This is a genomic window from Candidatus Omnitrophota bacterium, from assembly GCA_014728045.1.
Classification (GTDB): Bacteria; Omnitrophota; Gorgyraeia; order Tantalellales; family Tantalellaceae; genus WJMH01.
Window position 1 is genome coordinate 88,143 of record WJMH01000006.1, and the last position, 14,066, is coordinate 102,208.

At 49.4% G+C, this 14,066-nt stretch carries 13 protein-coding genes; 2 read left to right on the top strand and 11 right to left on the bottom strand.

Translation table 11 applies throughout. The features are described 5' to 3' along the window. Window positions 1–3: 3 nt before the first annotated feature. The 9 genes from GF409_01350 to GF409_01390 form a co-directional block, all read right to left on the bottom strand. A complete protein-coding gene (locus tag GF409_01350) occupies window positions 4–210 on the bottom strand; it encodes a MerR family transcriptional regulator (protein ID MBD3425858.1) in 207 nt (68 codons plus the stop codon). A 170-nt stretch (window positions 211–380) separates the two neighbouring features. Next, the gene (locus GF409_01355; GenBank protein ID MBD3425859.1) at window positions 381–1,580 is read right to left on the bottom strand and encodes a 4Fe-4S dicluster domain-containing protein; all 1,200 of its coding nucleotides are present in this window, start codon (window positions 1,578–1,580) and stop codon (window positions 381–383) included. A 21-nt stretch (window positions 1,581–1,601) separates the two neighbouring features. Beyond that, window positions 1,602–2,390, bottom strand: a complete 789-nt coding sequence (locus GF409_01360) for an electron transfer flavoprotein subunit beta (protein MBD3425860.1) — start codon at window positions 2,388–2,390, stop codon at window positions 1,602–1,604. Between the two features lie 18 nt (window positions 2,391–2,408). Next, window positions 2,409–3,563: an acyl-CoA dehydrogenase gene (locus GF409_01365; protein MBD3425861.1), complete on the bottom strand. Its 1,155-nt coding sequence runs from the start codon at window positions 3,561–3,563 to the stop codon at window positions 2,409–2,411. 84 nt (window positions 3,564–3,647) lie between these two features. Continuing rightward, window positions 3,648–4,907: a beta-ketoacyl-ACP synthase II gene (fabF, locus tag GF409_01370; protein ID MBD3425862.1), complete on the bottom strand. Its 1,260-nt coding sequence runs from the start codon at window positions 4,905–4,907 to the stop codon at window positions 3,648–3,650. A 54-nt stretch (window positions 4,908–4,961) separates the two neighbouring features. Further along, entirely contained in the window at window positions 4,962–5,204 is a 243-nt protein-coding gene (gene acpP, locus GF409_01375; protein MBD3425863.1) for an acyl carrier protein, read from the bottom strand. 48 nt (window positions 5,205–5,252) lie between these two features. Continuing rightward, the gene (fabG, locus tag GF409_01380; GenBank protein ID MBD3425864.1) at window positions 5,253–5,996 is read right to left on the bottom strand and encodes a 3-oxoacyl-[acyl-carrier-protein] reductase; all 744 of its coding nucleotides are present in this window, start codon (window positions 5,994–5,996) and stop codon (window positions 5,253–5,255) included. Window positions 5,997–6,230: 234 nt separating this feature from the next. Next, window positions 6,231–8,624 carry a hypothetical protein gene (locus tag GF409_01385; GenBank protein MBD3425865.1) on the bottom strand — a complete coding sequence of 798 codons (2,394 nt, stop codon included), beginning with the start codon at window positions 8,622–8,624 and terminating at the stop codon, window positions 6,231–6,233. A 323-nt stretch (window positions 8,625–8,947) separates the two neighbouring features. Beyond that, window positions 8,948–10,444 carry a hypothetical protein gene (locus GF409_01390; GenBank protein MBD3425866.1) on the bottom strand — a complete coding sequence of 499 codons (1,497 nt, stop codon included), beginning with the start codon at window positions 10,442–10,444 and terminating at the stop codon, window positions 8,948–8,950. 300 nt (window positions 10,445–10,744) lie between these two features. Between GF409_01390 and GF409_01395 the strand changes: the two genes are divergently transcribed. Beyond that, the gene (locus tag GF409_01395; GenBank protein MBD3425867.1) at window positions 10,745–12,025 is read left to right on the top strand and encodes a family 1 glycosylhydrolase; all 1,281 of its coding nucleotides are present in this window, start codon (window positions 10,745–10,747) and stop codon (window positions 12,023–12,025) included. Here GF409_01395 and GF409_01400 read toward each other — a convergent pair whose 3' ends face one another. After that, window positions 12,026–13,027 carry an aldo/keto reductase gene (locus GF409_01400; GenBank protein ID MBD3425868.1) on the bottom strand — a complete coding sequence of 334 codons (1,002 nt, stop codon included), beginning with the start codon at window positions 13,025–13,027 and terminating at the stop codon, window positions 12,026–12,028. 29 nt (window positions 13,028–13,056) lie between these two features. Between GF409_01400 and GF409_01405 the strand changes: the two genes are divergently transcribed. Then, on the top strand, window positions 13,057–13,530 hold the full coding sequence (locus GF409_01405) for a hypothetical protein (protein MBD3425869.1): 474 nt from the start codon (window positions 13,057–13,059) through the stop codon (window positions 13,528–13,530). On the opposite strand, the gene GF409_01410 is transcribed toward GF409_01405, so the two are convergent. Further along, on the bottom strand, window positions 13,527–14,009 hold the full coding sequence (locus GF409_01410) for a hypothetical protein (GenBank protein MBD3425870.1): 483 nt from the start codon (window positions 14,007–14,009) through the stop codon (window positions 13,527–13,529). The genes GF409_01405 and GF409_01410 overlap by 4 nt on opposite strands. Window positions 14,010–14,066: the final 57 nt, after the last annotated feature.

A 14,066-nucleotide genomic window follows, 5' to 3' on the forward strand; every position in this document is an offset into this window, starting at 1 on the left:
TCCCTATAAGCCCTTGAAGGCCTTGCCTTCTATGATCTCTCTGAGCCTTGAAATGTCGTCTTCGGTATATTCTCTGTATCCATTTATCGGGTTCCTTCGCGGTGGCGGGAAAATCCCTTTTTTCTCATAATTTATGACCGTACCACGATACAAACCCAGTATATCAGCGACCTGTTGAACTGTATATTTCTTGTGGCCTTTTGCTATCATATATGCCTCTTGTAGTTTGAAGTAGTTTGTATATGTTTGTATACCTTTGAATAACTATGTTCAAGTATACTCAAGTATATTAAGGTTGTCAAGCCGGGAAGTTCAAAAAATATAAAAAAAAGCCCGGTCTGTGAAAGACCGGGCTCAAATAAATATTTGATGCTTTTTTGCTATTTCATCGTGTTCTTAAAATGTTCCGTAAGCCGGGGTACGACCTTGAACAGGTCATCAACGATACCATAGGTAGCTATGTTAAATATTGGCGCTTCGGGGTCCTTGTTTATAGCAACGATAATATCAGAAGACTTCATGCCGATCAAGTGCTGGATCTGTCCGCTTATCCCACAGGCAATATAAACCTTCGGGCATACGGTCTTGCCCGTCTGCCCCACCTGGTGAGAGTATGGGATCCAGTCGGCATCGACCGCCGACCTTGAAGCGCCTACCGCCGCGTTAAGTGATAGTGCCAGCTCTCTTATAATATCGAAATTCTCTTTTGAACCCAGTCCCCTTCCCCCGGATACGATTATGTCGGCTTCGGCGAGATTGACGGTCTCTTCGATCTCTTCGACTACATCGATAACCTTACTGCGGGAGGCAAAGATATCTTCAGGTAACTGTTCGCTTATTATCTCACCCTTTCTGGAAGAGTCGGGTTCCGCCTCTTTCATTACCTTGTGTCTTACGGTGGACATCTGCGGCCTGTGATTGGGAGCTATAATGGTAGCCATTATATTGCCCCCGAAAGCAGGCCTGGTCTGCAAAAGAAGCCTCTCCTTGGGGTCTATATCAAGTCCCGTACAGTCGGCGGTAAGACCGGCATCAAGTTTTATGGCAACACGGGAGATAAGGCTCCTGCCGATCGTGGTCGCCCCGCAAAGCACTATCTCGGGTTTGTATTTACTCACCAGCTCGATAAGAACTTTGGTATAGGGATCATCTTGATATGTGCCCAGTTTGGGTGAATCAACAAGGTACACTTTATCGGCGCCTCTTGCAATGACCTCCTTGCAGGCCTCGTCCATCTTGTCACCGAGCACGATACCGCAAAGATTCACGCCGAGTTTATCGGCCAGCTCTCTGCCCTTACCCAGAAGCTCGAAAGCCACCGATTGGACCTTGCCCTTCTTCTGCTCGCAAAATACCCAGACATCCTTGTATGCGGAAAGATCTATAGCTGTTTTTGTCTCTTTCTTCTCGATGATTATGGCAGAAAAATTACATACTTCGACGCAAGCTCCGCAGAGAGTACATTTGGAAAGATCTATGACCGCCTTTTTGTCCTTCATGGTGATAGCACCAAAGGGACAGGCCTTTACGCAAAGCGTGCAACCAGTACATTTCTCGTTTATTACCTTTATATCCGGCATATCTTTCCTTTGTAATTCTATCTAGCCCAAAATGGCCTTTTTCATCAATTCCGCCAGCTCTTTGGCTTTTTCGTCCGGTTCCCCTTCCAGGATCCTGCCTCCCTCCCTGGGGGGAGGCGTGAAAACCTTAACGACTCTGGTGGGAGATCCATCCAGACCTATCTTTTCTGCGTCACAGCCGATATCGTCGGCTGTCCACACGGGTATTTCCGCTTTTTTTGCCTTCATTTTACCCTTTAATGAGGGCAGTCTCGGCTCGTTTATCTCCTTCACCACGGTGAACAGGGCCGGAAGAGGAGTTTCAATTATATCGTATCCTTCTTCTGTCATGCGCTCGACAGTAGCCTTATCTTTATCTATTTTTTCTATTTTCTTAACGTAGGTGACCTGCGGTATCTCAAGATGCGTCGAAACTCCCGGACCCACCTGTGCCGTATCCCCATCAGATGCCTGCTTTCCGCAGAATATCAGTCTGCAGTCGGAAAGTTTCTCAATGGCCCTGGAAAGAGTATAGCTTGTAGCCCAGGTATCGCTGCCCGCGAACTTTCTGTCGCTGAGAAGGATTGCCTTATCACAACCCATCGAAATAGCTTCCCTGAGAGCCTCTTCGGCCTGAGGCGGCCCCATGGAAATGACAACGACCTCTCCTTCGCCCAGCCTTTCTTTGACTCGAAGAGCTTCCTCTATCGCGTACATATCGAAAGGATTTATGACCGATTCAACTCCCTCCCTCTTAAGGGTATTGGTTTCCGGATCTATCTTGACATCCGTGGTATCGGGCACCTGTTTTATTAGAACCGCTATATTCATTTGAATCCTGCTGATATGTTATTTAGATATACTCTCCTTGATAAGAGCGGAGGCTATGACACTCCTCTGTATCTGGTTAGTCCCCTCGTATATCTGGGTTATCTTTGCATCTCTCATGAGCTTTTCAACGGGATATTCTTTCATGTATCCGTAGCCGCCGAATACCTGTACCGCATCGGTGGTCACTTTCATGGCCGTGTCCGAAGCATGCGTCTTGCAGATAGCGGAGATCTTGGCTATATCCTTCGCGCCCGAATCTATCATTCTAGCCGCTGAATAGATAAGACTTCTTGCTGCCTCAATCTGTATGGCCATGTCAGCCAGCATGAACTGCACTCCCTGGAAAGAGGATATGGAAGTGCCGAACTGTTTTCTTTCGCGCGAATAGTTCACTGCTTCATCGAGTGCCCTCTGGGCGATACCCAAAGCTTGCGCGGCTACCCCGGGACGGGAATGGTCGAACGTCTTCATGGCCACTATGAAGCCGAGGCCCTCCCTTCCGAGCAGGTTCTCTTTCGGGACCTTGCAGTCGGTGAATATGACCTCTCTGGTGGCTGAACCCCTTATGCCGAGCTTGTTCTCCTTCTTTCCGAAACTGAGTCCGGGAGTATCCTTATCTACGATGAAGGCGCTGGCTCCTCTAGCCCCTTTCGACCTGTCGGTCATGGCGATGACCGTATAGATTTCCGCTTCGCCGCCGTTGGTAATCCACTGCTTCGTTCCGTTTATGATGTAATGGTCTCCGTCCTTGGTAGCCGTTGTCTTGATGCTGCCGGCATCCGAACCCGCTTCGGCCTCGGTAATACAGAAAGCCGCGAGCTTTTTACCTGCGGCTATATCCGGCAGATACTTGGCTTTCTGGTCGTCATTTCCGAAGAGGAGTATGGGATAGGTGCCCAGCCCCGTTGCCGCGAAAGCAAGCGCGATACCGCCACATCCCCAGGAAAGTTCCTCGGCTGCTATGGACATCTCCATGACGCCGCCACCCATTCCGCCGTATTCTTCGGGGATATATACACCGCAGATATCCGACTCGGCGAAGATTTTGACAATGTCCCAGGGGAACTCGTTCTTCTCGTCATATTCGGCAGCCACGGGCTTTATTTTTTCCTCAGCGATCTGGTGGCATAGCTCCTTGATCATCTGTTGTTCTTCGGTCAAGAGATAATCCATGTTTCAACTCCTTATTTTACCTTGTACCCGCTCAAACTTTTCCAATTATGCAACCCAGCAGTATGCAAGAATACCGGCCGGGTATCATCCTTTAAATTTTTTCACAATAAGAGAAACATTATGACCACCGAATCCCAGAGAGTCACTTAAAGCCACGTTCACTTCAGTCTCTCTGGCCGTATTCGGCACATAATCAAGGTCACAATCGGGATCCGGATTCTCGTAATTTATGGTGGGAGGTATAACGTTGCATTCTATGGCTTTGGCACAGGCAATGATCTCCGCTGCACCAGTAGCCCCCAGCAAATGTCCAGTAACACCTTTGGTTGAACTCACAGCAAGTTTATCCGCGTGGTCGCCGAAAACCTTTCTGATCGCCGTTGTCTCCATCTTATCGTTCAGGGGAGTGGACGTACCGTGCGCGTTGATGTAGTCTATCTGTTCCGGATTAAGTTCCGCGTCCTCTAGGGCGACTTTCATGCATCTTATGGCTCCGTCCCCACCAGGATCAGGCGCTGTCATGTGATAGGCATCACCGCTCATTCCGTACCCGACCATTTCGCAGTAAATGCGGGCTCCCCGTTTAACCGCGTGTTCCATTTCTTCAAGGATGACTACACCTGAGCCCTCTCCCATTACAAAACCGTCTCTTTCCTTATCAAAAGGACGTGAAGCTGTCTTCGGATCGTCATTCCTGGTTGAAAGAGCTTTTAACGCGCAGAATCCGCCGAAACCCATCTTGGTTATAGCGGCTTCGGAACCTCCGCAGGCCATGAGATCTGCTTCCCCTCTCTGTATGATCTTGAACGCATCACCTATGGAATGGCTGGCAGTCGCACATGCGGTCACGGCCGCGGAATTGGGACCTTTGAACCCCAGCTCGATGGAAACAAGCCCTGATGCCATATTCACTATCAGCATGGGGATAAGGAAGGGTGATATCTTGGCCGCCGCCTTCGCTTCGCTTTCGGTCATGATATATTTTTCGTGTTCCGCCTCTACCGTGTGCAGCCCTCCAATGCCAGAACCAATATATACACCCGCTTTCTCCACAGCGAGTTTGTCAAGGTCCAGCCCGGCGTCCTCAACAGCCATCTTCGCGGCGGCTATCGCGAACTTGACGAACTGATCCAGGCGTTTCTCCTGTTTGGGGGTCATGTACTTGGTAGCATCGAAATCCTTGACCTCGGCGGCGATCTGAGAATTGAATGGCGTGGGATCAAAAGCATTGAGACGGCCAACACCGGTCTTGCCGTTGACCAAAGCATCCCAGTAATCCTTCATGTTGTTCCCTACGGGGGAGATAATACCCGCCCCCGTAAGGACTACTCTTCTTTTTGACATTGTTAGAATTCGTATGGAAGGTTGTTTATAATTTTCCCCTAATCCCGTGACGGCTTATTTGTTTGCCGCTTTTTCTTCGATGTAGTTGATGGCTTCGCCAACGGTGGTCAGTTTCTCGGCGTCTTCATCCGGTATCTCAGCACCGAATTCCTCTTCGAGCGCCATTACCAGTTCGACCGTATCAAGCGAATCCGCGCCAAGATCGTCAATGAACTTCGCTTCGTCTTTAACTTCTTCAATCTTAACACCCAACTGATCCGCAACGATCGATTTGACCTTTTCTGCTATTTCAGACATCTGTCCCTCCTTATTTACGGTTCGGTTACCGACCAAAAACCTGATTACTTACATTACCATCCCACCATCGACCTGGAAAACCTGGCCTGTGATGTAGGAAGAGTCCTCGCTTGCAAGAAAAAGAGCCAGTTTAGCCACATCCAACGGGCTGCCCATCCGGTTCAGCGGGATGAGCGTAAGAAGCTTCTCTTTTGAGTCATCGCTGAGTTTGTCGGTCATGTCGGTCTGTATGAATCCCGGTGCGATAGCATTGACATTAACATTGCGTGATCCCAGTTCCTTCGCGACCGTCTTGGTCAGAGCGATAAGCCCTCCTTTGCTGGCTGAGTAGTTAGCCTGACCGGCATTGCCCATAAGACCTATTATGGAAGCCATGTTGACGATCTTGCCTCCTCTGGCCTTCATCATCGGCCGGGTCACGGCCTTGATACAGTTAAAGGCACCTTTCAGGTTAACATTCAGCACGGCATCCCATTCATCTTCTGACATTCTGAGCAGAAGGTTGTCTCTGGTAATGCCGGCATTGTTGACAAGTATATCTAAATTGCCGAAATTGTCAAGGGTTTTCTTGACGAACATTTCGACTTCTTCAGGCGATGTGACGTCCATTTTTTCGGCTATGACCTTCCTGGATGTTTCATCCTCGATCTGTTTCTTTGCCGCCTCTAACGCCTGCTGGTCGACATCGCAAATAGCCAGGTCGGAACCTTCGTTCGCGAAAAGCAGCGCTATCTGTTTGCCTATACCCCGCGCCGCGCCTGTTATCATGGATACTCTGTTCTCCAGTTTCATTATGCCCTCCGTTCTTGTCAGATGTTGATTTTAACAGGTATATGTGTTTTGTCAAGCGATAATATCCTGAATGAAAAAAGCATGTGCATATGATAAATATAATTAATTGATCATACATCTTATATATAACTGAAATCCAGTAGACGAAACCCCTCTACCATGGTTTTTGATGGATAATAAGGTCGGCATATCGGGTTGAATGCTTTGGCTGGCAGTGGTCGCTTTGAAAAACCATCAGGCTTTTATGAGAACCTGTTTTCTGTATATAAGATATTCCTCATGCATCTGGATGGTGATCCTGTCCATGGGGTCCACTATGATTATCCATCCGGTGGAAGATGCAGGATCGTTCGAATTGACGCGATTTATAGCCTTGCGCAATATGTCGGACAATGAAAAGACGCCTTTGTGCCCTTCATGAATACTGTTAAGATTGAGCATAACAAGCGGGACAGGAAGCTTATACTGGCCGAAGCTCCCAACACATCCACCTCTGTGAGACTTTACCACCGCAAGCAGGCGTTCAGTATCCACCCCCTTCGCAGGGAGAAGCTCCAGAAGTTCTTCCATCTCCCCGACCTGGTCCATATTACGCGCCGAAAGCTTGGGGTAATCCCCGCACTTGATCAGCAAAACTTCCGTTCCGCAAAGCGCTTGCTCCATGAAAGACCTCAACGTCTCCAGACTTTCCGCCGTGGCGAGACCTCTTGAATACAGAACGACCTTGCCCCCCTGTAATATGTCTTTTTCCTTGATCAGGAGATTCAAGGCTTCTTCAAGATCGAAAATGACCGTATCGTTCAACATATCATCCGCATAGAGAACGATCGATCTTGATGCCCGTTCTTTGAGCTGGTCGCATTCGCTGCCCAGACCTTCCAGACCATCATATAGCGGGAATATGAACCTTTTGCGGAATGATGAAAATGACCCCCACAGGTACGGATCGAACATCTCCCCCCATGCGTCATTGGCGTCGCCGAAAATGATATCGTCGCCTTTAGCCCCGGTCTCCCGCGAAGCATAGAACAACTTTACCCTCTCAAGGGACTTTTTCCACTCGGCCTTGAGCCTTTCAACATCAAAAGAATGCCCTTTTACCTTGGCATCCATCAGGTCAACGATCTCATCGACCTGTTCCGGACAGACCTTCATTACAAGTCTGGCCATTCGCAACATATCCGTGTAGGTCGCATTGGCATGGTACTCATTATAGGCAAACCCCTCTGGAAGAGCTCCCTCCTCGAAAGGTGTTATGAACCTGGAAAAGTCATAGGTAATCTGGTTATCGGGGTGTTCTTCGGTCACAGAGACCAGTTTGGGATTACCAAAGGAAAATTTCATGTCTACGAACACCGGCACAAGTTCGCCTTCATCGTTCACGGCGGCAAAAAGGTTGGTATCATCCCTGTCGGTATACCCTATGATCTGGTCCAGAAGCAGCGACCCCCGCAACACACTGAGCCATCTCTGGCTGAAGTTCAGCTGGTCCAGGTATTTGTCGGAGTATTGGTTAAAGGTGCACCCCTCCTCTATCCTTTCCCTGATAAGCACGCTTTCACCGTTATCATCGATCACCACCCTGGCCTGTCTCACGGGAAGCCCCAGAAGTTCATAGAACATCGATCCGGCCGCCATGGCGAATATATGGTTGGGGGGAAATGTACTGGTAAAATATTTCCTTCCTGTTCTCTTGTGAACGAGTATCTTGTGTCTCCTCAGATATATCACATCTTCCTTGCCGTAGCCGAGGTCTATGTCACTATCCTTTTCGGCGTAGTAAACGCCTGTCTGCTCAAAATCGCTCCACTCGAAAGAGTCCTCCCTGAACCTTTCAATATCTTTTGGAACCTCTTCGGCAGGATAAGCCCATTGGACGCCCTTTGTATGTGAATGTTTTTCCGGGCTTTCAATGCCAAGACGCTTACGGATGCTTTCTGTATACTGCTTCAACCTCTTGATCTTTCGGCGCAAGGAATTCTTCTCGCTCCTGAAAGCCCGGCATTCATCCGCCAGAGAGCCTATCAAAAACCCCAGATCGCCCCTCATTTCCATACTCGTCCCTTCAATAAAGGATGTCCTGTTCTTCTCAGTACGCTGTATTTCTATATTCAGACTACGTATTTCTTCTTCCAGAATATCGAGAGAACGGAGCGTCGCCTTCTCGGGAAGCCTGTCCAGCGAGGCTTCACGGATATCCTCATAAGGGCTTTTGAGGAGTAGATGCAGCTCTTCGGCACTGAGGTCATCCATGTTCAGCCCTTCAGGCAGAGAATCAATATCGGTAATGTAATATTTTACGTCTTCTTCACCGAACCTGGCAGTAGCACGATCCTCCGCGGGCAGGATATCAACCGCAACGAAGTTTCCCTCTTCCAGCTCGATCTTCATCACATGCCTTCCGGGCTCCGGATCTATGTTCTTGTAAAACACGAATTCCCTGTTCTGGCCTTTGTGCAAAAGATGAAACCCGTCATCTTTTCTTTCGAGGTTCTCCCAGTCGAATGAAGCGATCTCATCCGCCCGCGGGAACCTTTGTATGACCATGGCTCTGATCAGGTCCTTGGCCTGCTGCTGGGGTAGATCCTCTTTTAGCGCTTTGGCTATTGTTTGGAACAGAAAGACCACCGGGGACCTCTGGGACAGACCCCTTCGAGAGAGGCCGCTTTTGACCTGCGGAAGACCATCGTTAAAAACAACCCTGCAGGGAGGAGAAAACCTGTTAGGTGGAGATAAACACGAATAAGTGGTAGCTGTTTGAGGACTTTGCGCGAGAGAGAACAAGGAAAAAACAAGAACCAATGATACCCAGCTCTTAACAAGTATATTCAGATATGGACATTTATCCCGTCTACGTGTCATGATAAACCCTATAAAAATCAACAAATCAAACTTGTTTTTATTTTAACACACAGGGCGGGAAAGAGCAATTACTTTATTATTACTGTCATTCACTCGCTTTTTAAGCTTTCGGAAAACGCGCCCCCGGTAAGAGCGTCGATATACCCGGTCAGCTCTTCCAGCCTCAATGACCTTTCCGAGAGGTTCTTCCGAATTTTGGGGGTATTTTCGTATTCTTTCTGTTTCTTAGCAAGCTCCCTGAGGAGTTTTCTGCGTTCGAAATATAGGCGTGTAACCTCTTCCAGTATGTCTTCCCTCAGCTGAACCATCAATCTGCTCCTTACGTCTATACTGGTCTGGGCATCATTCCAAACCAGGTCCGAAAGGTCCCAGGTAAGATCGACCCGCCAGTCACTGTCCTGCTCCCTGGGGCCTTCTATTACATATGACTTAGAGGAACTTTTGTAGATCTCGATATTGTCGTCGTATGATTCGGAAAAACTCACAGAAAGCCTGGGTAGCACCGCTTTCCAGCGGGCACCGTTACGCCAGGACTTGATCTTTTCCGGGCTTACTTCGGCGTATTCGATAGCCATCTTCTGCACTTCAAGGACCGTCGGTCCATTAACAAGCGGGTAACAGTCCCGATCCGATCTGCGGAGATCTATCTTTTTACGGTAAAGAATATTCCCGCAGCCAATCCACAGGATCAACTTCCCCGCCGGGGTAGTTTGCGCCTTAATGCATGATATACTGCCCGGCAGGACCGCCTCAAAAACAGTCCGCCAGGAATTTGAAAGGCTCGAATAGCTGAACACCCTCCTTCCGGTGGAAGCGAAAAGCCTGTCCCCTGAGCAGGCAAGATGCCTTACTTTGGAAGAAGGAAGGCCCGAGGTGCTTATACGGCCCAGAAGTTCGCCCTTTTTGCTTATCATGATTATCTCTTCCGGGGTAGGAACATAGATACTTTCCTGGCCCCTTACGCATATAGAACGGAGAAAAGTATCGGGCTCAGCGAACTCTTCGGCCTTGCGGATATTCTCTTCCGGTTCTTCAGCGGATGAATAATTCCACTTTTTCCATGAAGCCTCCTCACGGGATGAATAATATATATCTCCCCCAGAATATACTACGATAGCCGCGCCGAGACAGCCTAGGTCTTCTATCTTCCGCCATAGAGAACGTCCCGGCTGCTTGATCCATTCATCGTCTTCTATCTCGTAAAGCTCTTTCCCGGACCATACAATTACGGTTTCCTCGGAGGCGCTCCCGCATACAGCCACCCCATCCGTCTCGCGCTTGCCCGCAACAATGTTCCATTGCCCGCTTGTGGTTTTCTTCCTGAAAAGCCCCCGGTCAGTCGCAAGGTATACATATTTTGCCGAGAAAGCGACGCGTTTAACGCGCACACCCGTCCCGAGTTCTTCGTCCCTGAGCCAGTTCATTCCTGAATCACTGCTGAGAAAAAGTCCATTTTCGGTGCCTGCGTAAACTGTACCGCCATTGCGCGTAAATCCAACGCACAGGATCTTTCCCGAGACCGTTTCAACAGATATATCACCTCCGGCGGAAGCTTCCGCCCCAACCGTCAACAAACAAGCTGCCATGAAAATATATACAGCTAAAATCCTTCTCATTGCCGCCAACATTTTGTGCTCCTTTCCGCCCCGTGCGGGTTTGAATTTTCTTGACAACTGGAAGAGTTTTGATAAAATGTTTATGTCAATAAAACGCGGATCCATTTCTGGATTTTCCGCGGTAAAGGCGGGTGAACATCCCCTACCCTCACCCGCCTTTTTATTTTATGTTACATTTGATTTTTTGTCAATTTATTTTTGGTTTTCCGTCATATAGGCCTTTTGCTTATTATGTTGCCTGCGGGGTTCTGTGTCCGTATAATATAAAATATGAAAGCCGATTTCCCTGAAGATTTCCTGTGGGGCGCCGCAACAAGCGCGCATCAGGTAGAGGGCAACAACTTCTTTAACGACTGGTGGCGGTGGGAACAAGAGGGACACACCTCTGCCTCCGGAAAGGCCTGTGACCACTACCATCTCTTCAAGAAGGATTTTCATCTAGCCAGAGAGCTGGGGCATAACGCACACAGGCTTGGCATAGAATGGAGCCGTCTGGAAAAGGAAGAAGGTACTTGGGACTATAAAGAATGGGAACACTACAAGACCGCACTGGATGAACTTATCTCTCATGGCATAGAACCGATAGTAACGCTCCATCACTTCACCCTTCCCCTGTGGCTGTCAGATAAAGGCGGCTGGAGAAGCGATGAATCGGTCGACCGATTCTCGCGTTTCGCCCTTAAGGCCATTGAACAGCTGGGTAGCCGCACCAGATACTGGATCACCATAAACGAGCCCAATATACTCGCCGTACTGGGTTATTTCTGGGGTAAGTGGCCCCCCTGCAAAAAGGATTTACCCCAGATGCTTCTCGTTTTACGTAACATGCTGAAAGCGCACTCACAGGCTTACCGGATCATGCACCTTCATTCGAAGGAACACCCCGGGATCAAGCCGCCCAGCATAGGCATCGCCAAAGCGGTCACGGCCTTCCACCCCGCGCATCCCTTTTCGCCGCTGGACCGGCTCTACGCATGGTCGAGGAACAGGTTCCATAACCATTCTTTCATAAAAAGCGCGATCAGGGGAAAAGTGCTTATCCCAGGTCTCGCCCGTGAAAGACTCCCCTGGAGGGATTCCGTTGACTTCATCGGACTGAATTATTATTTCAGGCAGTTCATCAGGGCGAACAGGACCGCCAACAGCTTCCCCTTCGGTGAAGTCCAGCCGCCCGGGGAGCGTGAGGATACGGGGCCGGTAACGGACATGGGATGGGAAGTATATCCGGAAGGGCTTTACGAAACGGTCAGAGATATGAGCCGATACGCTAAGCCTATCATGATAACCGAGAACGGAGTCGCTACCGCTGACGACGAGCTGAGGTGCCGCTTCATAAAGGAACACCTCGAACAGCTCTCGAACGCCGTCGCCGAGGGCTATTTAGTGATCGGCTATATCCACTGGTCGCTGCTGGATAACTTTGAATGGGCCGAAGGGTTCAGCAAGCGTTTCGGTCTTGTCCGCGTGGACTTCTCCAACATGGAAAGAGAGATAAAGCCTTCGGGAAGATATCTTGCCGGGATCATTGCCACGGGAACGATCTCTGATTAATCAGACGAAGACCTTCTGGTACTCTCCCTCTATCAGTTCGATCTCTTCCGCCTGCAGCTGCCAGTCGGCCGCCTTTATGTTCTGCTCCAGCTGCTTCTTGTTACGGCAGCCTACTATGCAGCTTGCTACTTCATCGTGGCTGAGAACCCAGTTTATCGCGACCTCAGGAACCGCGACCTTGCGCTTTTCGGCTATCTGGGACAGCACGGAAAGGACCGGTCCGGCTTTTTGCCAGAAAGGCTCGCTATAATATTTGTAGAAGAAGCTTCTCACGTCCCCCTTCGGGAAGCTTGTGCTGGAATGGTATTTACCCGTTAGTATGCCTCCGCCCAGAGACCCGTAGGTAAGGATCGAGATACCTTTTTCCGAACAGAACGGAAGCAGTTTCTTCTCGATATCCCTGGAAAAAAGCGAATACTGGACCTGATCACTCACAACCGGCAGTATCCCGAGGGCCCTTTCCAGTATCTCCTTATCGAAATTGGAAACCCCTATATATCTTATCCTGCCCTTATCCCTCTGCCTGATAAGTTCCCGGAAGGTCTCCTCAAGTGGCGTATTAGGATCCGGCCAGTGGCACTGGTATAGATCGATCGTATCGAGGCCAAGCCTCCCGAGCGAGCCTTCTATCTCTTGGCGTATGAATCCGGCGCTTAGATTGGGTCTTATGGAGCTGCCTTTCTGCTCAAGGCCTGTCTTTGTGGCTATTACAACATCCCCACGCCTGCCTTTTATGGCCCGGCCTATCACCTTCTCGGACCTTCCGCTCCCGTAAATGGGTGCGGTATCAATGAAGTTCACTCCTCTATCTATCGCTTCGCGCACCACCTTGACCGACTGGTCGTCACGGACCTCGCCCCAGCAGTCGCCTCCGAATACCCACGACCCAAGACATATACTGGAAACTTCAAGTTCGGTCTTCCCTATTTTTCTGTATCTCATGTTTTCACCTTTCTTTGGGCGTTCCGGATAATTATACCTTAAAACAAGGCCGGCTTGCATGTTCTTTTGCCTTGTGGTACCTTTTAACCATGAATAAGACCCTCCGTCTTGCGACGATCACCGGCTTTTTAAATACTGCGGCCTTTGTGGCCGTTTGTCAACTTTTCGACAGTGATTTCGCTAATTCCACCATCGACTGGTTCTCGTTCGCCGCGGGGATCTTCCTGGCAGCCGACGGCGTCTATCGTATCAGAAAGCACAAAGCAGACCATCTGCCCGTGCAGATATCCCGTCTCGTGCGGATACTCATAGGAGCGGACATCTTCATCATCCACCTTATCCAGTTCTTCTGGGGGATCGACGCCCAGGTCCTGGACACCCCGCTAAGACAGACTCTTATAGACTGGACGGCTTTCTCCTTCGGGATATTCCTTTTCGTCGAAGCGGCCATCAGGCTGTTCACCGCGCAAGAAAGGTCTTTTGCCGACCAGCTGTCGAGAATTGTAAGAACGGTGACCGGCACCTCGGTATTCACCATTCATCTTCTTCAATTCATGCGCTAACTCCACCACGAGCCGTAAAATCCATGGTCCTGTTCCGGTTCGTGCATGATAAGCCCGGCGACCGCTTCCTTGGTCATTTCCCTCATATATAGAAGCGCTCTTTCCCGGGGAACCGTGTGCTCGAATGTATTCCAGTCGATCTTTCTCTGTTTCATGCGCAGAAGCTTGTATAGCTCTCTCAATCTCTCCCCAGGCCAGTCATCCAGGTCAATATGGCGATACCGGTATTCCAGGATACCCGAGGCGCTGATCTCGTCCGATCTTCTTTTCTTCGATAAGCTGAGTAATTTTTCGAGAGTCACTTCCCGGGCCACCTTGTCTTCCCAGGCATCCGGATGAGTGTTATTAACGGATGCTATGAGGCTGATGAGTTCTTTATCGGAGAGACTCCTCGTGTAGCTGAGGACTTCCCCGGCTTTAGATCCCTCAGGGAGGAAAACAATGACAAGACATAGAAGCGTGGCCAGGAAACTTTTCACGAATGATTCTCGATTATCTTCAGGGCTTACTGTTTATTGATCATCGTGAATATTATA

Coding starts and splice junctions, on each gene's coding strand:
- acpP (MBD3425863.1), bottom strand. CDS start 5,204: ATGTCTGAAATAGCAGAAAAGGTCAAATCGATCGTTGCGGATCAGTTG.
- GF409_01395 (MBD3425867.1), top strand. CDS start 10,745: ATGAAAGCCGATTTCCCTGAAGATTTCCTGTGGGGCGCCGCAACAAGC.
- fabF (MBD3425862.1), bottom strand. CDS start 4,907: ATGTCAAAAAGAAGAGTAGTCCTTACGGGGGCGGGTATTATCTCCCCC.
- GF409_01390 (MBD3425866.1), bottom strand. CDS start 10,444: ATGGCAGCTTGTTTGTTGACGGTTGGGGCGGAAGCTTCCGCCGGAGGT.
- fabG (MBD3425864.1), bottom strand. CDS start 5,996: ATGAAACTGGAGAACAGAGTATCCATGATAACAGGCGCGGCGCGGGGT.
- GF409_01350 (MBD3425858.1), bottom strand. CDS start 210: ATGATAGCAAAAGGCCACAAGAAATATACAGTTCAACAGGTCGCTGAT.
- GF409_01405 (MBD3425869.1), top strand. CDS start 13,057: ATGAATAAGACCCTCCGTCTTGCGACGATCACCGGCTTTTTAAATACT.
- GF409_01355 (MBD3425859.1), bottom strand. CDS start 1,580: ATGCCGGATATAAAGGTAATAAACGAGAAATGTACTGGTTGCACGCTT.
- GF409_01365 (MBD3425861.1), bottom strand. CDS start 3,563: ATGGATTATCTCTTGACCGAAGAACAACAGATGATCAAGGAGCTATGC.
- GF409_01360 (MBD3425860.1), bottom strand. CDS start 2,390: ATGAATATAGCGGTTCTAATAAAACAGGTGCCCGATACCACGGATGTC.
- GF409_01400 (MBD3425868.1), bottom strand. CDS start 13,027: ATGCAAGCCGGCCTTGTTTTAAGGTATAATTATCCGGAACGCCCAAAG.